Source organism: Mesorhizobium sp. RSR565B, assembly GCF_054719465.1.
In genome coordinates this window covers 3,791,798-3,809,538 of record NZ_JBTTIE010000001.1, presented here as the reverse complement: position 1 = coordinate 3,809,538, position 17,741 = coordinate 3,791,798, and the positions used below count along the sequence as shown (strand labels likewise).

Sequence of the window (17,741 nt, the reverse complement as noted above, 5' to 3'; positions counted from 1 at the left end):
GTCAAGAGCGCGCATGAAGCGCGCGACCTCAGTTGATTCGGCTCAGCCGCCTTACTTCGACCTCGTGCCTGCCCGGGTGCGGTGGAGCGAAGCGAGGGCAGCCGGGCCGTACCGCTATCGCATCAAGGCAACCGTTGATCCGAGCAAAGGACCGCCATGCGCATCCTGATGGCCACCGACGCCTGGCGGCCGCAAGTCAACGGCGTCGTCCACACGCTGGAGCGGCTCACCGAAACGCTGAAAACCTTCGACGTTGCGGTCGACTTCCTGACCCCGAACATCTTTCGCACCTTGCCGTTGCCGACCTACCCCGACATCAGGCTGGCGCTGACCACGCCCGGTCATGTCGCGCGGCTGATCGAGGCTCGCAAGGCCGACCATATCCATATCGTCACCGAAGGCCCGCTCGGCATCATGGCGCGGCGCTATTGCCGCAATGCCGGCCGTCCCTTTACCACCAGCTATCACACCCGCTTTCCCGAATATCTGAGCGCCCGCCTGCCAGTGCCGGAGAGCTGGGCCTATCGCTGGCTGCGTGATTTCCACAATTCCGGACAAGGCACGCTGGTCGCCACCCAGTCGCTGGCGGAGGACCTTGCGTCGCGAGGCTTCATCAAGCTCAGGCCGTGGACGCGGGGCGTCGACACCGATCACTTCCGCCCGGACAAGAAGAAGGACCTCGGCTTTCCCGGCCCGGTATTCCTGTGCGTCGGCCGCGTCGCCATCGAGAAGAACCTGAGCGCCTTCCTCGATCTCGACCTGCCCGGCAGCAAGGTGATCGTTGGCGAAGGACCGGAACTGGCCAGGCTCAGGGCGAAATACCCGCAGGCGCATTTTCTCGGCCATCGCCCGAACGATGAGCTGGCCGAGATCTACGCCTCGGCTGATGTTTTCGTTTTCCCCAGCCGCACCGACACGTTCGGCAACGTCATCATCGAGGCGCTGGCCAGCGGGACGCCGGTGGCCGCCTATCCGGTCACCGGACCGATCGACATTGTCGGCGACGGCATCGGCGGCGCGGTGTCGACCGATCTGCGCAAGGCCTCGCTCGCCGCGCTCAATGTCGACCGCGCCGAGGCGCGCGAACGCGCCATGCGCTACAGCTGGAAAGCCTGCGCCGAGATGTTCATGGACACGGTCGAAGAGGCGCTCGGCACCACGCGCAAGCTGGCCGCCTGACGCAATCTTCCTAAAATAGTCGCCCGCCGTCCGGCACCTTGCGCTCGATGGCGCCAAGCACCACGGCGCCTTCTTCATCAGGGAAGCCGAGCGTGAGCACTTCCGACATGAACGGACCGATCTGGCGCGGCGGGAAATTCACCACCGCAAACACCTGCCGTCCCACCAGCGTTTCCGGCGCATAGTATTTCGTGATCTGTGCCGAGGATTTCTTCACGCCGATCTCAGGGCCGAAATCGATCTTCAGCTTGAAGGCGGGTTTGCGCGCCTCGGGGAAAGGCTCGGCCTCGACGATCGTGCCGGCACGGATGTCGACACGATCAAAATCGGCAAAGCTGATCTCGGGCTTGCGCGCGCTGCTCGAACTCATGGAAGCTCAAGCGTTGCCATAGGTCTCGAACAGGACACCGGCCAGCGCATCCTTGGCCGAGGTTCCCGACCAGACAACGAACTGGAAGGCCTGGAAATAGCATTCGCAGGCTTCAAGCGCCGACGACAAAAGCACCTCGACCTGCTGGCTCGACGGTTCGACCCCGCCGGCGAGCAGCAGTGACTGGCGAAACATGATCGCGCCCTCCTGCTCCCAGAGATCGAAATGGCCAAACAGCATCTGCTCGTTGATCAGCGACAAAAGCCGCATCACTTCCAGCGCGCGGGCTTCCGGCACCTTGATGTCGAAAGCACAGGCCAGATGCAGCGCCTCGAAGTCCTCCATCCACGAGAAGGAGACGTGATAATCGGTCCAGCTGCCGGCAACCGAGATCGAGATTTCGTCATCGCCGGCCCGTTCGAAGGACCAGTCATTGTTATGGGCGACCTGCTCGATGACATCCACCGGATGGATTTCGCGGGAGAATTCGAGTTCGAGAAGTTCCATGGAATGCTTCCTGTGTTCAGGGGAGCGCCACACGCTCCGCGGGGCACACACGACGAACAATCTTGTCTTGAACTCGGACGGCCAGGACTTCACGACACAAAGACCCCGGACCGGACCCCACCGCCCGGCCGCATGACCCTGCTCCGAATCATGCAACAAATTCAGTCTATTGATCGGGAGTCGCGTGAACAGCCTAATTTTTCGCACTGCGTCATCAGCATGTGGAAAGGCGCTGTCACAAAGATTCATGCATCGCCGGTAAACGATTCACGGCAAAGCATTTTTTCGGATTGTGCTTTGTGGAAAAGTTCAAATTTTATTTTTTTGCTTTGGGCTTTGCCGCAGCCACAGGTGCGGCCTGTCCGGTCAATTCGGCAAGCCTGGCCTCGAGCGCATCGATGCGGGCGGCCAGCCTGGTGTTTTCTTCGCGGGCCTTGGCAGCCATGTCGCGGGCAGCCTCGAACTCCTCGCGCTGCACCACATCCATGGTGTTGAGGATGCGCTCGGCCTGCCCCTTGAAGGCAGTCTCCACCTCGCGGCGCACGCCTTGTGCGGCACCCGCGGCATCGGTCATCAGCTTGGCGAATTCATCGAGAATGCGGTTCGGTCCGGTCGACATGGCAAATCCTCGCTTGCTGGAATTGACGTAGTGGCACTGCCTGCGGAATGCAAGAACGTTGAAGCTGGTGCGGCTTCATGTCGGACGCGATTTGGCTCAGGTCCGGCCGACAGATTGCTATTATCGCAAATGGATTCTTGGAACGACGGTTGCCGTGACGGACAGTGCGGACTTGGAGAAGCGCTTTGCAGCACTCGATGCAGCACTCGCAAAGGGCATTTCGGATGCCAGTGCGGGCCGGGTCTAGCCTGGCGACGAGGTGCTGGACAGGCTTGAAGCCAAATACAGGGCAATGGCAGAGAGAACCAAGTGAAGTTACTGGTCTTCACAGACCAGCGGCCTAGTTTTCCTCACGACTTGCTCCAGGCAAGAGTCACTCTCATTCAGGATCAACCAATGGCAACGCCCCCGCGCCGACCGACCAATCCGATGGAAGCCGCTGAAGCGGCCTTCAAGCCGGTCAAGAAACCCGCGCCTCCCATTCGCGAACCCTCCGCCGCACCAAACGTTCGCGAGCTTGTCTCGATCAGGATCGATCGCGCCGTGCTCGACCATTTCCAGGAAGATGGCCCCGGCTGGCAAGACAGGATCAACGATGCGCTCAGGCAATTGGTCGCCGGCAAGCCGCAGGGTTGAGCCCATTATCTCTGACGATCAGGCTGTCGTCACCTTGCCTTGACCCCGCCAAAACCCTGCCGCATGGTCCGCGCCCTAACGCGAGCCCTCCCAGGAGATCCTGTTGAACGACTATTTCCCGCTGCCGATGGCGTCGCTGTCCTTCCCCAACATCGACCCGATCCTGGTTCAGATCGGCCCGCTGGCTGTGCACTGGTACGGCATCGGCTATATCGTCGGCATCCTGTTCGCCTGGTGGTCCGCCAAGCGGCTCGTCACCAACACAAGGCTGTGGCCTGATGGCGTCTTGCCGATGAAGCCGATCGACCTCGACGATTTCATCGTCTGGGCCGCCGTCGGCGTCGTGCTCGGCGGACGCACCGGCTATGTGCTTTTCTACGATTTAAAGCGCTATATCGACCACCCGCTCGACATCTTCGCCGTCTGGCAGGGCGGCATGTCGTTCCATGGCGGCCTGCTTGGCGTCATCCTCGCCATGACGCTGTTTTCCCTCAAGCGCGGCATCCGCACCTGGACGCTGTTCGACGTGGTGGCAGCCGGCGTGCCGGTCGGGCTCGGCCTCGTCCGCATCGCGAACTTCGTCAATGCCGAACTCTGGGGTCGCGTGACCGACGTGTCGTGGGGCGTCGTCTTCTGCAACGAGCGTCTCCAGCAGACCGTGGCGGGTTGTGTCGCGGGCCTGGAGCCTCGCCATCCGAGCCAGCTCTACGAAGCGCTGCTCGAGGGCGCGGTGCTGTTCCTGGTCCTGCGCTTCCTCACCCATTCGCGGCTGAAGCTGAAGACGCCGCGCTTTGTCGGCGGCGCCTTCATTTGCGGCTACGGCCTGTCACGCATCTTCGTCGAGTTCTTCCGCGAGCCCGACCAGCAGCTCGGCTACCTCCTCGGCGGCTGGCTCACCATGGGCATGGTGCTGTCGCTGCCGATGGTGCTGGCCGGCATCTGGGCGATGGCCACAGCCAAACCGGCGCCGCAACCACAGCCGGCATGACACGGCTGAAGACCCGCATCGTCGACCTGATCGGCGCGCTCGGCCCCCTCCCCGTCAACGAGTACATGGCGCTCTGCCTGTTCGATCCCAGCGACGGCTACTACACCACGCGCGAGCCGTTCGGCGCCGCCGGCGACTTCGTCACCGCACCCGAGATCAGCCAAATGTTCGGCGAACTCGTCGCCGTCTGGCTCTATCAGGCCTGGCTGGCGATCGGCCGACCCCTGCCGGTCACCATCGCGGAGATCGGGCCTGGCCGCGGCACGCTGATGAAGGACATGCTTCGCACCCTGACGCGGCTCGATCCGGCTATCGCCGCCGGAGCATCCTTCGCTCTGGTCGAGACCAGTCCGCGGCTGACTGAAATCCAGAAGCAGACGCTTGCCGAAACTTCGGTTGAGCTCGGCTGGCACGAAACCATCGCCACACTACCGCAGGCGCCGTTGCTGATTGTCGGCAACGAATTGTTCGACGCTGTGCCGATCCGCCAGTTCATCCGCGCCGGCGCCGGCTGGCGCGAACGGGTGATCGGCCTCGATGTCTCAGACGAGTTGAGCTTCTTCGCCGGCGCCGGCTCGGTCGAGGCGACGCTGCTGCCGGAAGACGCCGCCGAGGCGCCACAAGGCTCTATTTTCGAAATAGCACCGGCCCGCGCGGCACTGATGGCGACCATTGCCGAACGCATAGCCGACCACGGCGGCGCCGGGCTGTTCCCCGATTACGGCCATCTCCAGCCCGGTTTCGGCGACACATTGCAGGCCGTGCGCAGGCACGCCCCCGAAGATGTGCTGGCCAATCCCGGCGAAGCCGATCTCACCGCCCATGTCGACTTCGCTGCACTGGCCGCCGTCGTGCGGGCGCATGGCCTCGATGTGGAATTGGCGACGCAGGGCGACTTTCTGCTTGGCACGGGATTGCTTGAGCGAGCTGGCCAGTTGGGCAGCCAGGCAAGCCAAGAGGCACGACAAACCATTGCCGATGCCGTCGAGCGCCTGGCCGGCCCCGACGGCATGGGCACGCTGTTCAAAATCCTGAAAATCCTGCCGCATCAGCCAGTCTGACCCTCAGAGATCGTTACAAGCCGTCTCGCCATGTCGCTTGTGGTCGCATGCCTGCTTTTGGCCAATGCAAAGTCGACGCGGCAGCACTGTCGCAATCACTCGGCCGAACTTCGCCTTGACGAAAACGCCGGCGCGGACAACAAACCCATCCATGCTGAATCAGACCAAACCGGATCCTGTTCGCTCGCCGCTGCTGGAAGCGGCCAAGCCGCGAGGTATCCGCCATGGCTATTTCACCCGTATCGGCGGCGTCTCCGGCGGCATCTATCAGGGACTTAACATCGGCACCGGCTCGGATGACGATCAGATGCTGGTCGCCGAGAACCGCCGCCGCGTCGCTGCCTGGATGGGTGTGCCGGCCAGCCATCTCCTGACCGCGCATCAGGTCCACTCGCCCGATGTCGTTATTGCCAGGGAACCCTTTCCCGGCCCGCGGCCCAAGGCCGACGCCATCGTCACCGACCGGCCGGGCATCGCCATCGGCGCCTCGACGGCCGATTGCGGCCCCGTGCTGTTCGCCGATGCGCAAGCGCGCATCATTGGCGCTGCACACGCCGGCTGGAAGGGCGCTTTTACCGGTGTGCTTGAAAACACCATTGCCGCGATGGAAAGCCTCGGCGCCCGCCGTGAGCGCATCATTGCGGTTCTCGGTCCTTCGATCGGCCCCGACAATTACGAGGTCGGGCCGGAATTCGTCGCCCGTTTCGTCGAAGCCGATGCCGAAAACATCGGCTATTTCGCGCCTTCGGCCAATCCGGCGCATGCAATGTTCGATCTCAACCTCTATACGGTCGACCGGCTGAAGAAGGCTGGCGTGACCGCGCAGGGGCTTGGCCGCTGCACCTATGCCGAGGAGGATCTCTTCTTTTCCTACCGGCGCGCGACGCATCGCAAGGAACCGGACTACGGTCGGCAGGTTTCGGCAATTGTTTTGGAGAACGGATAATGGCGCTGCATTTCGAACGGTCGGAATTTGACGCCCGGCGTGACCGGTTGATGATCGAGATGACGGAAAAGAAGCTCGATGCTGTACTGCTTTTCGCCCAGGAGAGCATGTACTGGCTAACCGGCTACGACACGTTCGGCTTCTGTTTCTTCCAGTGCCTGGTTGTGAAGGCTGACGGCTCGATGGTGCTGCTCACCCGCTCGGCCGATTTGCGCCAGGCGCGCCACACATCGATCATCGACAACATCGTGCTGTGGACCGACCGCGACGGCGCCAACCCGGCGGTCGACCTGCGCAACCTGCTCAACGACCTCAATCTCCTCGGCGCCCGCATCGGCGTCGAATACGACACCCATGGCCTGACCGCCTTCAATGGCCGCCGCGTCGACGAGCAGCTGCAGACCTTCGGCCAGATCGCCGACGCCTCCGGTATTGTCGGCCGTCTGCGCCTGTTCAAGAGCCCGGCTGAAATCGCCAAGGCCGAAAAGGCCGCCAACCTTTCCGACGACGCGCTCGACGCGGCCCTGCCGCTGATCAAGCAGGGCGGCGACGAAGCGCTGATCCTTGCCGCCATGCAGGGCGCGGTGTTTGCCGGCGGCGGCGACTATCCGGCCAATGAATTCATCATCGGCTCGGGCATCGACGCGCTGCTCTGCCGCTACAAGGCCGGGCGCCGCAAGCTGACCAAGAACGATCAGCTGACGCTCGAATGGGCCGGCGTGTTCCATCACTATCACGCGCCGATGATGCGCACCGTGCTGACCGGCAAGGCGTCGAAGCGCCATCAGGAGCTGTTCGACGCCGCCCGCGCGGCTCTTCTGGCGGTCGAGAAGGCGATGACGCCCGGCAACACCTTCGGCGACGTCTTCGACGCGCATGCCCGCACGCTGGAGGCGCACAGCCTGACCAAGCATCGGTTGAACGCCTGCGGCTATTCCGTCGGCGCCCGCTTCACCCCGTCCTGGATGGATATGCCGATGTTCTACCAGGGCAATCCCGAGCCGATCGCGCCCAACATGACATTGTTCGCGCACATGATCATCATGGACTCCGAAACCGAGACGGCGATGACGCTTGGCCGCACCTACCTGACCACCGAATCCCAGCCGAAGCCGCTTTCACGCCATGATCTCGACTTGATCGTACAGTGAATCCATAATGGTTGGTCCACGCGGGGGCGTTCGCGACTAAGGAGTTTTCGGGCAGATGAGACGATCGCATGTGACGACCGTGTCATTGCTCGCAGCGCTTGTGCTGGCCGCTTGCACCAATGCCAAGGAGGTCCTTGAGCCGTCCGCCATCACGCCGCCGGCAGCCTCGGCCCAACCGGCTCAGCCCTTGGCTGCCCCGGGCATCGCGCCCGCCGCCACACCAGCGCCGGCCGTCGGCGCCACGACACCCGCCAACCCCGCGCAGAGCGCCGCCGCTTTGTCGAAGACCCGGCTGCAGATCGCGCCGATCGTCGGCGCCTCCGTGGAAGCGGCAACGCCGCTGACGGCCGAACTGCAGACACGCGCCAAGCAGCGCGGCATCACCCTTGCCGGCAGCGCCGACCAGGCCGCCACCCATGTGCTGAAGGGCTACTTCTCGACCATGACGGAAGGCAAGGATACCACCGTTATCTATGTCTGGGACGTCTATGACCCCGCTGGCAACCGGCTACACCGCATCAATGGCCAGCAGAAGGCGCCCTCGGTCAATGCCGCCGAAGGCTGGCCCGCGGTTGCACCCGCTACCATGCAGGCGATCGCCGACCAGACGATCGACCAGTTCGCGGCCTGGCTCGGCGGCAGCGCCGGCTGATCCGCCTGTTACCGGCTTCCGTTCACTGTTGACGTTTTTGAGATTAGCCGGCGGATTCCCGTCAACGAGGCTTGCAATACCGGCACGGCTCGCTACAAGCCCGATTAAGAGGACCTCCCCATCCTTCGCCAGGAACGGTGCATGAAGCTTTTCGCGGGCAATTCCAACCGGGTGCTGGCCGAAGCGGTCGCCCGCTATCTCAATGTCCCGCTGGGCAAGGCCAGCGTCAGACGCTTCGCCGATCAGGAAATCTTCGTCGAAATCCAGGAAAACGTGCGCGGCGAGGATGTCTTCATCCTGCAGTCGACCTCGTTCCCGACCAACGATCATCTGATGGAACTGCTCATCATGATCGATGCCTTCATGCGCTCCTCGGCCAAGCGCATCACCGCGGTCATCCCATATTTCGGTTACGCCAGGCAGGATCGCCGGGCCTCGGGCCGCACACCGATCTCGGCGAAGCTGGTCGCCAACATGATCACCCGCGCCGGCGTCGACCGCGTCTTGACGCTCGACCTCCATGCTGGCCAGATCCAGGGTTTTTTCGACATTCCTACCGACAATCTGTTCTCGGTGCCGGTGATGGCCCGTGACGTGAAGGCAAAATACAAACAGCTTGCCAATGTCGTGGTCGTCTCGCCCGACATCGGCGGCGTGGTGCGCGCCCGCGCGCTCGCCAAACGCTTCGACGCACAACTGGCCATCGTCGACAAGCGCCGCGAACGTCCCGGTGAATCCGAAGTGATGAACATCATCGGCGCGGTCGCCGGCAAGGATTGCCTGCTGATCGACGACATCGTCGATTCCGGCGGCACGCTGTGCAACGCCGCCGATGCGCTGCTCGCCAACGGCGCTACCAGCGTCACCGCCTATATCACCCACGGCGTGCTGTCGGGCGGTGCGGTCGCCCGGATCAGCGGCTCGAAGCTGCAGGAACTGGTGATCACCGATTCCATCCAGCCGACGCAAGGCGTGCTCGACGCCCCGAATATCCGCGTCATCTCCATCGCCGACCTGATGGGCGAGGCGATTTCGCGCACAGCGACCGAAGAGTCCGTGTCGAGCCTGTTCGATTAATCCATGTTGCCCAAAAGCGTGCCCACGGGCCTGGCTCGGGGGTAATCTCCTTTTTGGAATCTGCCCCAAACCGTCGTGAAAGGAGCCAGCTGATGCGCAATCGAATCAAGGCTGCAGGCATCGCAGGAATGCTTCTCGCAATCGGCATCGCCAGCGCGGCCTATGCGCCGACAATCGCTCCGGTTTCGACCGCGCAGGCGCAAACGGAATATCTTCCCACCGAAAAGGATTTCATCGGCAAATGGAGCATCGCAGGGTCCGCAATCCGGCCACCGCGTGATCTGAAAGAGCCGGCGAAGCCCGACCAGGAAGCGTCTGCGACCGAATTTCAGCAGACTGTGACCGCCTTTTATGGCGCCTTCGACTATCTGGAGATCACGGCGGACGGCCGCTACAATTTTCACCAACCGGGTGACCCGGCATCGGGGCCTTGCGTCTGGTGCGGGACATGGTCGTTCAAGAACGATTCCCTGTGGCTCGAACTGGACACGGCGCCCAGGCTCGACATCTACGCCGAGGGCGGCGACATGCAGATGACCTACACGGCCGAGCCTGAAGAGACGTCACGATACAAATGGCTTGTTTTCAGCTGGACCAAGGCTGATTGAACTGAGGGGTGAGGCGTTCTCGCGCACGCCAACCGAAGCATCGGTGTCAAGCCCGATCTCCTGAGGCGGGCAGTCAGTCCATGGTTGCATTGTGCGAGGAGTTCACCATGGCCATACTGCCCCTCCAATCAACGGAGGAGTAGCAGATGCGGCGTAGGACTTTGCTCGGGCTCGCGGTTTCCATCGCAGCCACCCTTTCAGCACCGGCGGCCTGGGCCGCCGATTTTCCGGACCGGACCATCACCATGGTTGTCCCCTTTTCCGCCGGTGGCTCGACGGATCTGGTCGCGCGCCTGGTCGCCAACAAGATGTCCGAAAAGCTGGGCCAGCAGATTGTCGTCGAAAATGTCGGCGGCGCCGGGGGCAGCATCGGCGCTGCCCAGGTCGCCCGAGCCGAACCGGACGGCTACACGATCCTGATGGGCACGGTCGCAACCCACGCGCTCAACCCGCTGATCCTGAAGACAAAGCCCTACGACGCGGAGAAGGATTTTGCGCCGATATCGTTGCTCGTGCTGGTGCCAAACGTCCTGGTCGTAAACCCTGAATTCCCCGCCAAGGACGTCAAGGAACTGATCGAGATGCTGAAGAAGGACCCGGACAAATATGCCTACGCCTCATCAGGCAATGGCACCCCGCTGCATCTCTCCGGCGAGCTTTTCAAGACGATGGCCGGCGTCAGTATGCAGCACATTCCCTACAAGGGCGCCGGACCGGCCTTGAACGACGTTATCGGCAATCAGGTGCCGATGATGTTCGACAACCTCCCCTCTTCATCGGGCCATATCAAGAGCGGGACGCTGAGAGCGCTTGGCGTCACCACCAAGGAGCGCGTTCCCTCCTTCCCCGACATACCGGCCATTGCCGAAACCATTCCCGGCTATGAAACCTACAGCTGGAACGCTCTGTTCGCGCCCGCAGGCACGCCGCCGGAGGTCGTCGCCGTTCTTCAGAAGGCGGCAGTTGAAGCCCTGAAAGACCCTGATGTGATCGCCCGCATGGCCCAGTTCAGCGCCTCGATCGTGGCCTCCACCCCGGAAGAGCTTGGAGTGCATGTGAAGGCCGAACTCGCCAAATGGGAACCGATCGTCAAGGACAGCGGCGTTCAGCTGGACTAGGGCCTACGGCAAAGTACTGCGGGCTTTTCCTGGCGCTACGGCGCCGGGGCCTCAAGTCGAGGCTGAGCCCGCCGCATGCCTTCGTCGCGGGCGCCGCGCATATAGCCGCGCGGCGAGGCGCCAAGCATGCGCTTGAACATGGTTATGAATGCCGGCACGCTGTCATAACCGAGGTCGAGCGCCACCCTGGTGATCGGCTCGCCATCGGCGAGCCTGGGCAGGGCCGCAAACAGGCAGGCCTGCTGGCGCCAAGTCGACAAGGACAGTCCGGTCTGGCGCTGGAAGGCGCGGGTGAACGAACGGCGGCTCATGCCTGCGGCATCCGCCCACTCGTCGATCGTGGCGTGCGGCGAAGGTGCCGCGACAAAGCGTCGGCAGAGCGCCGCCAGCTTCGGGTCGGACGGGAACGGCAGCCCGAGCGGCCGTTCCGGCAAGGTCGGGATCTCGTGCAGCAAGAGGTTCATGATCAGCCCGCCGCGGCCTTCCAGTTCGCTGCCTTGCGGCAGCTTTTCCGATTCGACGATCAGGCTGTGCATCAGCTCGGTGATGCCGACGACGCGCAAACCTTCCGGCAGGCCGGGGATAGCGCCCGGCATGACATAGACCGAGCGCATCGAGACGTCGCCCAGCATTTCGACAGAATGCTCGGTGCCGGCCGGTATCCACATTGCGTGGTCGGGCGGCACCATCCAGCGCCCGTACCTGGTCGTCACCAGCACGACACCGACCAGCGCATGCAGCAGCTGGCTGCGGCTGTGGCGGTGTTGCGGCACGAGGTAACCGTCGGGATATTCGGTCGGCAAAGCCACCGCCGGCCCGGAAACCGCCTCCAGCCACTGCCAGCGGCTTTCGTGCAATCGGCCGAGATCGGCATTGCCGGCGCGGAAGATGTCCCTGCCATGTGGCATCGGCTATGGCCCACTTGCGAAACTATTGGACCAAACCACGAAAGAAGTCGCCTGGCAAGCGGCTTATAAGGCAGCCATCCCCAAGGCGCTCCGCAGGGGCGTCGCCCAAGCGCTTCAGACGAGCGTCCTTAAGGCGGTCCGCGGGAGCGGCCGCCAAGCCTGCCCGCGGGCAAACACCCGCCAAAAAGACCTCGGAGCCTGCCTTGACCGATACGACAGCCACCAGCATTGCACCGCAGCCAAGCGCCAGCCTCCCTTCAGCCCAGGCGACCGCCTTCACCGTCATTCTGGCGGTGAGCTTTTGCCACGGCATCAACGACATCATGCAATCGCTGCTGCCGGCGATCTATCCGCTGCTGAAAGAGAACTACGGTCTCGATTTCTGGCAGATCGGTCTTTTGACCTTCACGTTCCAGGTCACGGCGTCGCTGCTGCAGCCGGTCATCGGCATGATCACCGACAAGCGGCCAATGCCCTATTCGCTGCCCTACGGAATGGCGTCCTCGCTGATTGGCCTGATCGTGCTCGCCTATGCCGGCCACTATGCGCTGCTTCTGGTCGGCGCCTCGCTGATCGGCATCGGCTCGGCGATCTTCCATCCGGAATCCTCGCGCATTGCCCGCTTTGCCTCCGGCGGCCGCTTTGGCCTGGCGCAATCTTTGTTCCAGGTCGGCGGCAATTTCGGCCAGTCGATGGGGCCGCTGCTCGCTGCCTTCATCGTCGTGCCCTTCGGCCAGACCAGCATTTCATGGTTCGCCGTCGGGTCTCTGATCGGCATCATCGTTTTGTCGCGGGTCGGCGGCTGGTACAGCCGGATGCGCGCCGCGCAGGGCAATCGCAAGGCGGCAAGCTTCGTCTCCCCCTTCCCGCGCAAGAAGGTGATGGGAGCGCTGGCGGTGCTGACGCTGCTGGTGCTGACCAAGAACGCCTACATCGCCTCGCTCTCCAGCTACTACACCTTTTATTCCATCCATAAGTTCGGCGTGTCGGTGCAGATGAGCCAGGTCATGCTGTTCCTGTTCCTCGGCGCCTCGGCGCTGGGCATCCTGCTCGGCGGACCGTTCGGCGACCGCTACGGCCAGAAGGCGATGATCTGGTTCTCGATCGTCGGCGTGCTGCCGTTCACGCTGGCGCTGCCCTACGCCAATTTCGAATGGACGATGGTGCTGACGGTGCTGATCGGCCTGATCCTGTCCTCGGCCTTCTCCAACATCGTCGTGTTTGCGCAGGAGTTGGTGCCGGGACGTGTCGGCACCATCGCCGGGATCTTCTTCGGCTTCGCCTTCGGCATGGGCGGCATTGCAGCCGCCGTGCTCGGCGTCGTCGCCGACATGAAGGGCATCGATTTCGTCTTCCAGATCTGCTCGTATCTGCCGCTGCTCGGCCTGCTGACGGTGTTCCTGCCCAACATGAAGGAAGCCAGGAAGGCGCAAGCGGCGGCCAGATAAAACCGGTCGATTTTGCGGATTTGACGCAGGGCGCGGCATTGCTGCGCCCTCTGTGATTCTTTCACCATGCGCTGGTTGAAAAGCCTGCTAGAGATAGTCATCAACGAAGGCTTGGGGCCTTCGACGTCTCTGGGGATGACATGCGCAAGATCGTATTGGCCGTATTGGGTGTGCTTCTTGTTACCTTGCCGGCGACGGCACGCATCGTTCCCTTTCCACCGGGTTTCAAGACGCAGTCCGTCGAAACCAACGGCACCAAACTCTATGTGCGCGTTGGCGGCAAGGGTCCCGCCGTCGTGCTGCTGCACGGCTTTGCCGATACCGGAGACATGTGGGGCGCCGCGGCCATCGCCCTCGCAAAGGACCACACCGTCATCGTGCCGGACCTGCGCGGCATGGGTCTGTCGGCCCACCCGGAAGCGGGCTACGCCAAGAAGAACCAGGCCGTCGACATCGCCGGCGTGTTGGATGCCCTGAAGATCGACAAGGCAGATCTCGTCACCCACGACATCGGCAACATGGTCGGCTATGCGCTCGCCGCTCAGTATCCCAAGCGCATCACCAAATGGGTTATCATCGACGCGCCGCTGCCCGGCATAGGCGACTGGGAAAAGATCAAGCAAAGCCCGCTGCTTTGGCACTTCAACTTCCGCGGCCCTGATATGGAGCGGCTGGTCGCGGGGCGCGAGCGCATCTATCTCGACCGCTTCTACAACGAGCTGTCGGCTGACCCCAAGAAGATCGACGAGGCGACGCGCAGGCACTACGCCAAACTCTATGCCCGCCCGCATGCGATGCATGACGCTTTCGAGCAGTTCAAGGCGTTTGACCAGGACGCGATCGACAACCAGGCGATGCTTGCCGCCGGCGGCAAACTGACCATGCCGCTACTGGCTGTCGGCGGTGAAAAATCCGCTGGCACTACGCAGGCCGATCTCCTGCGGCTTGTTGCGACCGATGTAACGAGCGGCATCGTGCCCGACTCCGGTCACTGGATCATGGAGGAAAATCCCGACGCGACCGTCAAGCTGATCACTGGTTTTCTCGATAAATAAGGCACCGCCTCGCTGACATTTCGATGAAAGCAAAGGCACCCGCCCGGCGGCGGGTGCCTTGCCTATCCAACTGGACGATGTCTATTCAACTGAACGATTCTACGCCTTGAAGAACGCCAGCAGGTCGGCGTTGATCACATCGGCGTGGGTGGTCGCCATGCCGTGCGGAAAACCCTTGTAGACCTTGAGCTCGCCCTTTTTGAGGAGCTTGACAGCCAGCAGCGCGGAGTCGGTGATCGGAACGATCTGGTCGTCGTCGCCATGCATGACCAGCACCGGCACGTCGATGGCCTTCAGATCGTCGGTGAAGTCGGTTTCCGAGAACGCCTTGATGCAATCATAATGCGCCTTGGTGCCGCCCATCATGCCCTGGCGCCACCAATTCTCGACGACAGCCTGCGATACCTGGGCGCCGGGGCGGTTGAAGCCGTAGAACGGGCCGGCCGCAATATCGTGGAAAAACTGGGCGCGGTTGGCTGCCTGGGCGGAGCGGAAACCATCGAACACCTCGATCGGCAGGCCACCCGGATTGGCCGCCGTCTTCAGCATGATCGGCGGCACCGCGCCGAGCAGTGCGGCCTTGGCGACACGGCCACCGGAACCGTACTTCGCGACATAGCGGGCCACTTCGCCGCCACCGGTGGAATGGCCGACATGGATCGCGTCCTTGAGGTCGAGATGCGCCGCAAGCTCCGCGACATCAGCGGCGTAGGTGTCCATCTCGTTGCCGGTATCGGTCTGGGTGGAGCGGCCATGGCCGCGCCGGTCATGGGCAATGACGCGATAGCCCTTGGACAGGAAGAACAGCATCTGGGCGTCCCAGTCGTCGCTGCTCAGCGGCCAGCCGTGATGGAAGACGATGGGTTGTCCCGTTCCCCAATCCTTGTAGAAAATTTCGGTGCCGTCCTTGGTGGTGATCGTGCTGCTGCCGGGCTTGGTCATCTCGCTCTCCATTGATTGCTTCCGCGATAATCAATATCGCGATAACCATACGACTAGCGCAGGTCCAAATCCTTGTCTACAGAAAATATGTATCGCGATATCATTTTTCGTGCTACATATTGATGTGCTCAGTCGGCAAAGGAATGCCTCGTGCCTCTCCCGTTGGACAACCAGCTCTGCTTCACGCTTTACGCCACCAGCATGGCAATCAATCGCACCTACAAGCCCATGCTGGACGAGATGGGCATCACCTATCCGCAATATCTCGTGCTGAACGCACTTGCCGAAGCCGGCGGGATGTCGGTCGGCTCGATTGCGCACAGGCTCGCTTTGGAATCGAGCACCATCACGCCGCTGGTGAAGCGCATGGAACAGGCCGGTCTCGTCACCCGCCAGCGCAGCCAGACGGACGAGCGCCAAGTGCAGGTCGACCTGACGCCTGCCGGCCGCGCGCTGCTCGTCCAGTGCAACTGCCTCAACGAAACCCTGATCGAACGCTCGGGAATGACGATGGCTGATCTCGATGCCTTGAATCGGCGGATCCAGGCGCTGCGCGAAGCGTTGAGCAGCAAGCCGGACTAGCTGCCCTACAAACACGCCAGGCTTAATCCTTGCCGGCCAGCCAGCGCACGACGTTGCCCATCAGCTTGCCGTAGAGCGGCCAGCCGAGAAAGTCCTGCGACAGCCAGTGCGGGCCGATATCCGTCGCCCAGGCGACAGTGCGGCCGTGGCCAACGCTGCGAGCAGCAAGCAGCGGCCAGTCCGTGCCACGATAATGGCAGGTCGCCAGCAGCTGGGACGAGCCATCGCGCCTGAAATCGAGTTTGTTCATGCCGAGGATCGGCGGCAACGGGCCCGCGACACCGGCAAGGATTGGATGCGACGCCTGAAGGATCGACGGCTGCAGGCCTTGCGGCACTTCCAGCCCGTCCGAGAATGGCAGGCAGCGCACGGGCAGGATGTCCTCGACCGGGGTGTCGTGGAAACGCGCCGTGCCGAACATGCCCTGGAACCCCATATAGCCGCCGGCCAGCATCAGCCCGCCACCGCCTTCGACATAGGCCTTGAGGACGTCGAGGCGGTTGACGCCGATGCGCCCGGCGCCGGCCTCCGGCGTGACCAGCAAGGTCAGCGCGCCGACATCGGAGATCACCACCGCCTGGTATTCGGCCAGCGCGTCGAGGTCATACGGAAATTCGGCCGCACAGCGATCGCCACCGATCTGCGTCACCGCTATGCCCTCTGCGGCAAGGGCGGCATTGAAGGCCGTCGCGCCATTCACCCATGTCGCACTTGTCAGAACGTCGCCGCCGGCAGCGACCGAGGTCGTCGCCGCGAAGGTCTCGCCTGCCAGCAAGAGTTTCATCGTCGCCCTCACGCTTTTCGACTGACAATTGAACGAGCGGGCGCCGGCTTGAACCGGCGCCCGCCGGGCCTTGGGAGGCTTAGAACTTAAACTCGGCCAGGTTTTCCGGCGTCACGATCTTGGCCGGGCCAAGGATCAGTTCGCCGCTGGCCCCGATCGTGTATTCGCCGAGCCTGCCCGCCGTGAACTTCTCACCTTCCTTGCCGGTGATCTTGCACTGCGCCAGCGCCTGGGCCGCCTGATAGGTCAGGTAGCCGAGATCGGTGACATTCCACCAGATATCCTGGGCAGAGCCATCCTTGATGTATTTCGAAATCAAAGTGGCCGGCGCAAGGCCGGTCAGCTTGACCTTGCCGATCATGCCGGCTTCCTCGAGTGCGCGCGCGGCCGCCGGAAGGCCAATGCCTGCCGGCACGATGATCACCTTGAGATCCGGAAACGCCTGCACCAGCGCCAAGGCCTGCTGCTGGTTGACCTGCTCGCTCTCCTCGCCATAGGCGACCTGCACCAGTTTCATCTTGGCGTATTTCGGCTCTGCCGCCATCTTCGCCTTCATGAAGTCGATCCAGGCGTTCTGGTTGGTCGCCGTCGGCGTCGACGACAGGATGGCGAACTCGCCTTCGCCGCCGCTGAGGTTGAATGCGCTTTCCAGCATCATTTCGGCCAGACTGTCGCCCTTCACCTGGTTCACGAACACCGCGCGCGCATCGGCCGCGACGTCGGAATCGTACGATATCACCCGGACGCCTTGCTGAACGGCGCGCTTCAGCGCAGGCGCAACCGCATTGGCGTCGTTGCCGGCGATAGCGATGACCCCGACCTTCTGCGACACAAGGCTGTTGATGAATTCGATCTGTGCCTCGGCCGTCGCCTGCGACGGGGCAACCTGGGTGGCGGTGCCGCCAATTTCCTTCGCAGCCTCCTCGGCGCCGTCGAAAGCCACCTTGAAGTAGGGATCGGTGTCGAGCTTGGGCAGGAAGCCGACGGTCACCGGTTCCTTGGCGCATTCCTGGCTGTAGGCCAGCGAGGCCGGCGCAAGCAGAACCGCGGATGCGAGCAGGGCTATTCTAAACGCTTTCATTGTGTCTCCTCCGTCAGAATTCGGGCTTG

The 17,741-nt window shown here is 62.8% G+C and carries 20 protein-coding genes; 13 read left to right on the top strand and 7 right to left on the bottom strand.

Translation table 11 applies throughout. The features are described from left to right. Positions 1–156: 156 nt before the first annotated feature. Positions 157–1,179, top strand: coding sequence for a glycosyltransferase family 4 protein (locus ACYG9R_RS18515; RefSeq protein ID WP_023823419.1), 1,023 nt, complete (start codon positions 157–159; stop codon positions 1,177–1,179). 10 nt (positions 1,180–1,189) lie between these two features. Here ACYG9R_RS18515 and ACYG9R_RS18510 read toward each other — a convergent pair whose 3' ends face one another. The 3 genes from ACYG9R_RS18510 to ACYG9R_RS18500 all read right to left on the bottom strand — a co-directional run bounded on the left by ACYG9R_RS18510 (position 1,190) and on the right by ACYG9R_RS18500 (position 2,675). Next, positions 1,190–1,549: a tRNA-binding protein gene (locus tag ACYG9R_RS18510; RefSeq protein WP_023672028.1), complete on the bottom strand. Its 360-nt coding sequence runs from the start codon at positions 1,547–1,549 to the stop codon at positions 1,190–1,192. A 6-nt stretch (positions 1,550–1,555) separates the two neighbouring features. After that, a complete protein-coding gene (locus ACYG9R_RS18505; protein ID WP_006202532.1) occupies positions 1,556–2,056 on the bottom strand; it encodes a type III secretion system chaperone family protein in 501 nt (166 codons plus the stop codon). Positions 2,057–2,372: 316 nt separating this feature from the next. Next, positions 2,373–2,675 carry an accessory factor UbiK family protein gene (locus tag ACYG9R_RS18500; RefSeq protein WP_023672029.1) on the bottom strand — a complete coding sequence of 101 codons (303 nt, stop codon included), beginning with the start codon at positions 2,673–2,675 and terminating at the stop codon, positions 2,373–2,375. A gap of 396 nt (positions 2,676–3,071) precedes the next feature. Here ACYG9R_RS18500 and ACYG9R_RS18495 point away from each other — a divergent pair, with 396 nt between their 5' ends. From ACYG9R_RS18495 to ACYG9R_RS18455, 9 genes are all read left to right on the top strand, one after another. Beyond that, positions 3,072–3,311 (top strand): BrnA antitoxin family protein, encoded by a 240-nt coding sequence (locus ACYG9R_RS18495; protein WP_023683720.1) that lies wholly within the window; start codon positions 3,072–3,074, stop codon positions 3,309–3,311. Positions 3,312–3,414: 103 nt separating this feature from the next. Continuing rightward, positions 3,415–4,299, top strand: coding sequence for a prolipoprotein diacylglyceryl transferase (lgt, locus tag ACYG9R_RS18490; RefSeq protein WP_023823417.1), 885 nt, complete (start codon positions 3,415–3,417; stop codon positions 4,297–4,299). Continuing rightward, entirely contained in the window at positions 4,296–5,360 is a 1,065-nt protein-coding gene (locus ACYG9R_RS18485; RefSeq protein WP_023683719.1) for a class I SAM-dependent methyltransferase, read from the top strand. The genes lgt and ACYG9R_RS18485 overlap by 4 nt, the downstream gene beginning before the upstream one ends. 151 nt (positions 5,361–5,511) lie before the next feature. After that, positions 5,512–6,306, top strand: a complete 795-nt coding sequence (gene pgeF, locus ACYG9R_RS18480) for a peptidoglycan editing factor PgeF (RefSeq protein WP_023695793.1) — start codon at positions 5,512–5,514, stop codon at positions 6,304–6,306. Next, positions 6,306–7,457, top strand: coding sequence for a M24 family metallopeptidase (locus ACYG9R_RS18475; protein WP_023683716.1), 1,152 nt, complete (start codon positions 6,306–6,308; stop codon positions 7,455–7,457). Before pgeF ends, ACYG9R_RS18475 begins: the two co-directional genes overlap by 1 nt. 55 nt (positions 7,458–7,512) lie before the next feature. Continuing rightward, positions 7,513–8,109, top strand: a complete 597-nt coding sequence (locus tag ACYG9R_RS18470; protein ID WP_023823416.1) for a hypothetical protein — start codon at positions 7,513–7,515, stop codon at positions 8,107–8,109. Positions 8,110–8,250: 141 nt separating this feature from the next. Continuing rightward, positions 8,251–9,186, top strand: a complete 936-nt coding sequence (locus tag ACYG9R_RS18465) for a ribose-phosphate pyrophosphokinase (protein WP_023686119.1) — start codon at positions 8,251–8,253, stop codon at positions 9,184–9,186. Between the two features lie 92 nt (positions 9,187–9,278). After that, a complete protein-coding gene (locus tag ACYG9R_RS18460) occupies positions 9,279–9,794 on the top strand; it encodes a hypothetical protein (RefSeq protein WP_023686120.1) in 516 nt (171 codons plus the stop codon). A 146-nt stretch (positions 9,795–9,940) separates the two neighbouring features. Continuing rightward, positions 9,941–10,912, top strand: coding sequence for a Bug family tripartite tricarboxylate transporter substrate binding protein (locus ACYG9R_RS18455; protein ID WP_023823415.1), 972 nt, complete (start codon positions 9,941–9,943; stop codon positions 10,910–10,912). Between the two features lie 35 nt (positions 10,913–10,947). Here the strand turns inward: ACYG9R_RS18455 and ACYG9R_RS18450 are convergent, their stop codons facing one another. Beyond that, positions 10,948–11,820, bottom strand: coding sequence for an AraC family transcriptional regulator (locus ACYG9R_RS18450; protein ID WP_023823414.1), 873 nt, complete (start codon positions 11,818–11,820; stop codon positions 10,948–10,950). Between the two features lie 203 nt (positions 11,821–12,023). Here ACYG9R_RS18450 and ACYG9R_RS18445 point away from each other — a divergent pair, with 203 nt between their 5' ends. Beyond that, positions 12,024–13,268 (top strand): MFS transporter, encoded by a 1,245-nt coding sequence (locus ACYG9R_RS18445; protein WP_023670046.1) that lies wholly within the window; start codon positions 12,024–12,026, stop codon positions 13,266–13,268. A gap of 140 nt (positions 13,269–13,408) precedes the next feature. Then, positions 13,409–14,323 (top strand): alpha/beta fold hydrolase, encoded by a 915-nt coding sequence (locus tag ACYG9R_RS18440; protein WP_023823413.1) that lies wholly within the window; start codon positions 13,409–13,411, stop codon positions 14,321–14,323. Positions 14,324–14,422: 99 nt separating this feature from the next. Here ACYG9R_RS18440 and ACYG9R_RS18435 read toward each other — a convergent pair whose 3' ends face one another. After that, positions 14,423–15,265, bottom strand: coding sequence for an alpha/beta fold hydrolase (locus tag ACYG9R_RS18435; RefSeq protein ID WP_155923213.1), 843 nt, complete (start codon positions 15,263–15,265; stop codon positions 14,423–14,425). A gap of 150 nt (positions 15,266–15,415) precedes the next feature. On the opposite strand from ACYG9R_RS18435, the gene ACYG9R_RS18430 reads away from it, so the two are divergent. Beyond that, positions 15,416–15,847: a MarR family winged helix-turn-helix transcriptional regulator gene (locus ACYG9R_RS18430; protein ID WP_023670043.1), complete on the top strand. Its 432-nt coding sequence runs from the start codon at positions 15,416–15,418 to the stop codon at positions 15,845–15,847. 22 nt (positions 15,848–15,869) lie between these two features. Here the strand turns inward: ACYG9R_RS18430 and ACYG9R_RS18425 are convergent, their stop codons facing one another. After that, the gene (locus ACYG9R_RS18425) at positions 15,870–16,631 is read right to left on the bottom strand and encodes a glutamine amidotransferase (RefSeq protein ID WP_023823411.1); all 762 of its coding nucleotides are present in this window, start codon (positions 16,629–16,631) and stop codon (positions 15,870–15,872) included. Positions 16,632–16,710: 79 nt separating this feature from the next. Next, entirely contained in the window at positions 16,711–17,712 is a 1,002-nt protein-coding gene (locus tag ACYG9R_RS18420; RefSeq protein WP_031199224.1) for a rhamnose ABC transporter substrate-binding protein, read from the bottom strand. Between the last annotated feature and the right edge of the window lie 29 nt (positions 17,713–17,741).

What these genes read in the sequence shown, in the direction of transcription:
- ACYG9R_RS18515 (WP_023823419.1), top strand. Translation starts at nt 157, where the DNA reads ATGCGCATCCTGATGGCCACCGACGCCTGGCGGCCGCAAGTCAACGGC.
- ACYG9R_RS18510 (WP_023672028.1), bottom strand. Translation starts at nt 1,549, where the DNA reads ATGAGTTCGAGCAGCGCGCGCAAGCCCGAGATCAGCTTTGCCGATTTT.
- ACYG9R_RS18505 (WP_006202532.1), bottom strand. Translation starts at nt 2,056, where the DNA reads ATGGAACTTCTCGAACTCGAATTCTCCCGCGAAATCCATCCGGTGGAT.
- ACYG9R_RS18500 (WP_023672029.1), bottom strand. Translation starts at nt 2,675, where the DNA reads ATGTCGACCGGACCGAACCGCATTCTCGATGAATTCGCCAAGCTGATG.
- ACYG9R_RS18495 (WP_023683720.1), top strand. Translation starts at nt 3,072, where the DNA reads ATGGCAACGCCCCCGCGCCGACCGACCAATCCGATGGAAGCCGCTGAA.
- ACYG9R_RS18485 (WP_023683719.1), top strand. Translation starts at nt 4,296, where the DNA reads ATGACACGGCTGAAGACCCGCATCGTCGACCTGATCGGCGCGCTCGGC.
- pgeF (WP_023695793.1), top strand. Translation starts at nt 5,512, where the DNA reads ATGCTGAATCAGACCAAACCGGATCCTGTTCGCTCGCCGCTGCTGGAA.
- ACYG9R_RS18475 (WP_023683716.1), top strand. Translation starts at nt 6,306, where the DNA reads ATGGCGCTGCATTTCGAACGGTCGGAATTTGACGCCCGGCGTGACCGG.
- ACYG9R_RS18470 (WP_023823416.1), top strand. Translation starts at nt 7,513, where the DNA reads ATGAGACGATCGCATGTGACGACCGTGTCATTGCTCGCAGCGCTTGTG.
- ACYG9R_RS18465 (WP_023686119.1), top strand. Translation starts at nt 8,251, where the DNA reads ATGAAGCTTTTCGCGGGCAATTCCAACCGGGTGCTGGCCGAAGCGGTC.
- ACYG9R_RS18460 (WP_023686120.1), top strand. Translation starts at nt 9,279, where the DNA reads ATGCGCAATCGAATCAAGGCTGCAGGCATCGCAGGAATGCTTCTCGCA.
- ACYG9R_RS18455 (WP_023823415.1), top strand. Translation starts at nt 9,941, where the DNA reads ATGCGGCGTAGGACTTTGCTCGGGCTCGCGGTTTCCATCGCAGCCACC.
- ACYG9R_RS18450 (WP_023823414.1), bottom strand. Translation starts at nt 11,820, where the DNA reads ATGCCACATGGCAGGGACATCTTCCGCGCCGGCAATGCCGATCTCGGC.
- ACYG9R_RS18440 (WP_023823413.1), top strand. Translation starts at nt 13,409, where the DNA reads ATGCGCAAGATCGTATTGGCCGTATTGGGTGTGCTTCTTGTTACCTTG.
- ACYG9R_RS18435 (WP_155923213.1), bottom strand. Translation starts at nt 15,265, where the DNA reads ATGACCAAGCCCGGCAGCAGCACGATCACCACCAAGGACGGCACCGAA.
- ACYG9R_RS18425 (WP_023823411.1), bottom strand. Translation starts at nt 16,631, where the DNA reads ATGAAACTCTTGCTGGCAGGCGAGACCTTCGCGGCGACGACCTCGGTC.
- ACYG9R_RS18420 (WP_031199224.1), bottom strand. Translation starts at nt 17,712, where the DNA reads ATGAAAGCGTTTAGAATAGCCCTGCTCGCATCCGCGGTTCTGCTTGCG.